The organism is Pseudomonas sp. DC3200b2, from assembly GCF_049895785.1.
Lineage (GTDB): Bacteria > Pseudomonadota > Gammaproteobacteria > Pseudomonadales > Pseudomonadaceae > Aquipseudomonas > Aquipseudomonas massiliensis.
In genome coordinates, this window is record NZ_JAFCTA010000016.1 from 1 (window position 1) to 3,373 (window position 3,373).

Consider the following 3,373-nt stretch of genomic DNA (forward strand, 5'->3'; position numbering starts at 1 on the left):
TCCAGTGGATGATCGCCCGTTCCACCGGCGATCGGTCCCACACCTTCATGGACTACCTGCAACAAATGGGTGTGCTGTTGGTTGTGGGCGGCACGATGGCCATTGGCGCAGCGGTCTGGCAGGTCTATGGCACCGGCGAGCCGGCCTGACCAGGAGCGCTTATGGCCGGTAACGAAGCACTGAAGAAACTCACCTTCGAAAGCTACAACGGGATGAGCCGGCCCGCGATGTTCTGGAGCATTCCCATCATGCCAATGGTGGGCCTGCTGATGGGAGGGCTGGTGTGCGGCATTGCCGCGACCACCCTGCTGTCCTGGGTGTGGGGGCTGATCGCCGTCGCGCCCTTCCTGTCCGCCCTCATCGCCTTGAGGGTCGTCGGCCTCATCGATCCCCAGTACCTGCGCCGTATCCGCTTTGGCCTACGGCGCCTGAAGCTGGGCCTGAACTATGGCAAGCCGTTGTTGCTAACCCCGTTCAACCCGCAATGGAGTGGATTCTATGGCGCGCGATTTTCACAGAAGCGTTATGCCCCCCGAGGTGAAAGTGCCGCTGATGCGGTACCCGGTTCACGAACACATGGTAACGCTGCCCGGTAACCGCCTGGTCAGCCTGATCCGGCTCAAGGGCGTGTCCCACGAAACGCGCAGTGATGACGAGCTCATTTCGCTGTTTGAAAAGCTCAACCGCTTCTTTCTGGCCATGGGCAAGAAGGAAGGCAAGAACCTGATGCTGCAAACCTACATCACCAAGACCGGCATCGAGCTGGATACGCAGTACAGGCTACCGCTTCCCGTTCTGCAGGACTTTGTAGACGCCTATACCGCCCCGTTCCGGGACGGCACCTTCTACCAGGTCGGCTACAGCATTGCCCTGATCCTGAAATACCGCGAAGTAGACGAAGGCATCCAGCGCATGAGCGAACTGCTGACCCTTTCTGAAACCATGCTGGCCGACTATGACCCGGCCATCATGGGGATCGAGGAAAACGCGCACGGCGCGCTTTATTCGCAAGTAGGCCGCTACTACAGCCTGCTGTTCAACGGTCACGAAAAAGACGTCCTGGTCAGCGACACCCGGCTGGGTGATGCGGTGATCGACAGCGTGACCAGCTTTGCGCAGTACGACTTTATCGAAAACCGGCCCAACCGTGGCGGCCAGCGCTTCGCCACGACCTACGACCTACGCGACTACCCCGGTACCAGCTATCCGGGCATGTGGGATGAGGCCATCGAGCAGCAATTCGAATTCACCCTGGTGCAGTCGTTTTTGTTCGAGGACCGCAACGCGGCCAAGGGCAAATTCAAACGGCACATCGCGGACCTGGGATCGGTAGAGCGCGATTCGAAGCAAACCGAGGAACTGAACAACGCCATCGAGGCGATCACCCTGGGGGAAAAGGCGTTCGGTCGCTATTACGCCTCCCTGGTCGTGTTTGGCAAAACCCCAGACGAGGCTATCGAGAATGGCTCGAAAATGGCCTCGGTGTTTGCGGTCCATGACGCCACGTTCGTGCGCTCCACCATGAGCAACATCGATACCTGGTACACGCAGTTTCCCGGCGCGACCGAAGCGCTGTACCCGATGATGAAGTCCACCGAGAACCTGGCCTGCGGTTTTTCCTTGCACGCTACGCCGACCGGCAAGGCCAAGGGCAACCCGATTGGCGACGGCACGGGGCTGATGCCCCTGCTGACGGTCAACAAGGCGCTGTACCTGCTAAACCTGCACGACAGCCCGCCCGGCCAAAACAACCTGGGCGAACTGCTGCCAGGCCATGCGGCCTTCACTGGCCAAACCGGCGTCGGCAAGACCACGGCAGAAGCCACGGTGCTGACCTTCCTCAGCCGCTTCGACCCGATGATTTTTTGCATCGACTACAACGAGTCGCTGAAAAACCTGCTGGGCGCGCTGGATACCCAGTACTACACCTTGCAGCCTGGCCACTTCACCGGCGTGAACCCGTTCCAGTTCCGCGATAGCGTAGGGCTTCGCCAGATGCTGTTCGACCTCGTGCTGGCCTGCGCGGGAGGCAAGGACAAGACCAGCGACGAGGAGCAGGACGAAATCAAAGACTCGGTTGAGGCTGTCATGCAGCACGGCAACGTCAACCTTCGCAGCATGTCGCTGCTGCTGCAAAACATCACCTTCCGAGGTGGCAACTGCCTGCACACGCGGCTTTCGAAGTGGTGCCGCCTGGCCGGAGGACGCGAAGGGCAATACGCCTGGGTACTGGACTCGCCCATCAACCGCTTCGACGCGCACAGCTACCGGCGCCTGGCCTTCGATTGCACGCAGCTGCTGAAGAAGGAATACGCCGAGAAGCACCCCGAAGTCATGGAGGTTCTGCTTAACACCCTGTTCTACATGAAGCGGGAAATGCACCAGGCCCGGCCAGGCTCGTTGCTGGTCAACGTCATGGCGGAATATTGGGTGCCGTTGTCGTTCAAGAGCACCGCGGATGCCATCCAGGAAGTGCTTCAAAGTGGCCGGATGCGTGGCGAGATCCTGATGATGGATACGCAGTACCCGGAGCAGGCACTGAGCACGCCCTACGCGCCGGCGATCATTCAGCAAGTCGTCACTCCGGTGTGGCTGCCCAATCAAAAAGCTCAGGCTGAGAGCTACGCGAAATTCGGCGTCACCGGCAAGGTGTTCGAGGCCGTCAAGGACATGCAGCCCTTGAACCGGGAAATGGTTGTGCAGCAAGGCCATCAGACGGTGAAGCTCAAGATGGAGCTGAGCGGCAAACTCAAATACTGGTTGCCGCTGCTGTCCGCTACGCAAAAGAACCTGGCCGTGGCCGAGCGCGTGCGCAAGCACCTGAACACCACGGACCCCCAGGTATGGGTCGCGGCGTTCCTGGTGGCCGAAGCGGTGCGCCACTGGCTCAACACTGAAGATCCTGCCGTATGGATACCGGCCTTCGAGCAGGCCGAGCGGCTATGCAAGACCTTGAACACGCGGGACGTTGAACGCTGGATGCCCGCCTTCCAGATGGCCTGGAAAGCCACCCAGGAACAGATCGAGGCCCTGTCATGAAGAAGAACGCAATCGCCTGCGCGCTCAGCGCTGTCCTGATGGCCAGCGCAGTGCCTGCCTTGGCCACCGGCATCCCCACCCTGGACGCCATGACCGCCGCCATCCTGGAAAGCAACGCCGTGGCCCAGGCCAAGCAGGCCCTGGATGCCCTCAACACCGCTAAGGACGGTATCCGCCAGGTCGAGCAGCAATACAACAATTACAAAAGCATCATCACCGGCAACGACAAGCTAGGGGCCTTCCTGGATAACCCGTCCGTGAACAAGGTACTTCCTTTGGGAGAATGGTCCGATGTTTACGACACGGTACAGAATATTGCGAGTTTGCGTGACCG

General features: G+C 60.1%; 3 protein-coding genes. All 3 read left to right on the forward strand.

What is annotated here, in order from left to right; genetic code table 11:
* Positions 1 to 161: 161 nt before the first annotated feature.
* On the forward strand, positions 162 to 596 hold the full coding sequence (locus tag ACP691_RS21585) for a VirB3 family type IV secretion system protein (RefSeq protein WP_426154340.1): 435 nt from the start codon (positions 162 to 164) through the stop codon (positions 594 to 596).
* Positions 499 to 3,039 carry a VirB4 family type IV secretion system protein gene (locus ACP691_RS21590; protein ID WP_426199778.1) on the forward strand — a complete coding sequence of 847 codons (2,541 nt, stop codon included), beginning with the start codon at positions 499 to 501 and terminating at the stop codon, positions 3,037 to 3,039. Before ACP691_RS21585 ends, ACP691_RS21590 begins: the two co-directional genes overlap by 98 nt.
* Positions 3,036 to 3,373, forward strand: a 338-nt coding sequence (locus ACP691_RS21595; RefSeq protein WP_426154344.1) for a type IV secretion system protein, incomplete at its 3' end; no start/stop codon positions are given. The genes ACP691_RS21590 and ACP691_RS21595, both read left to right, overlap by 4 nt.

What these genes read in the sequence shown, in the direction of transcription:
- ACP691_RS21590 (WP_426199778.1), top strand. Translation starts at nt 499, where the DNA reads ATGGCGCGCGATTTTCACAGAAGCGTTATGCCCCCCGAGGTGAAAGTG.
- ACP691_RS21585 (WP_426154340.1), top strand. Translation starts at nt 162, where the DNA reads ATGGCCGGTAACGAAGCACTGAAGAAACTCACCTTCGAAAGCTACAAC.